The 741-nt window shown below is 37.8% G+C and carries 1 protein-coding gene; it reads right to left on the bottom strand.

Annotated elements, in window-relative coordinates:
* Positions 1-111: 111 nt before the first annotated feature.
* Complete coding sequence (locus BVJ53_RS14745; protein ID WP_129302980.1) at positions 112-594, bottom strand: group I intron-associated PD-(D/E)XK endonuclease; 483 nt, start codon at positions 592-594, stop codon at positions 112-114.
* Positions 595-741: the final 147 nt, after the last annotated feature.

The following is a 741-nucleotide window of genomic DNA, read 5'->3' as shown; positions in this document are numbered from 1 at the left end:
AATTGATGGGCGATCCGTACCAGCCCATCTTGGTCTCAAAGCTATAGTCAATGAAACGCTTATCCTTGTATCGATAGCAAGGCAATCTCACGCTCCGGCCACGCGTCGGCCTCACGTCTCGGCAATATCGCTGGTCGGGATTTGCACCCGACATGATAGATGAATGTTACAACGTTTCTCTATAAGATTCAAAATCAACGTATCTGGAATTAACTGTTTTGGTTTCCCTTCTGGATAAAAGGTAATACTTCTTCTACCTTTTATATCTTCAAATGGTATCAAATAAAAAGTCTTCGTGTCCTTATGAACAGCACACAATATATCAAACGATTTGGCGTTATATTTCTTGTTGTATCTTTGGTTATTACTTCTGATGTGTGAAGTTACACAGCTGATAACGTTTCTCATTTTTGCGTTGTCCCAATAAACAGTTTTCACTTGAACTCTTTTTAAACCATCTTCACAATCAATAATCAAATCATATTCATTGAAATCATTTATAGGTTTAGACACTATGTATCCTTTTGAAACAAAAAAAGCTTCTGCTAACAACTCACTTACTGTTCCGTTTACATGTTTTTCATAAGCGCTCATTCGACCACTCCTTCTATATACCTATTATAGCATATATGATTAAAGCTATCGAACGTTATTGTTGCAATGTTTTAATTAAAAAAGCTGCACAATCGCAGCGATTTGCTCGCTCTCCCAGTGTCAGCTAGGGTCATCGCAAGCTGTGTC

The sequence above is a fragment of the Lacticaseibacillus chiayiensis genome, assembly GCF_004123795.1.
Taxonomy (GTDB): Bacteria; Bacillota; Bacilli; order Lactobacillales; family Lactobacillaceae; genus Lacticaseibacillus; species Lacticaseibacillus chiayiensis.
The sequence above is the reverse complement of the archived record's forward strand: the minus strand, read 5'-3'. Positions and strand labels throughout refer to the sequence as shown.

Coding starts and splice junctions, on each gene's coding strand:
- BVJ53_RS14745 (WP_129302980.1), bottom strand. CDS start 594: ATGAGCGCTTATGAAAAACATGTAAACGGAACAGTAAGTGAGTTGTTA.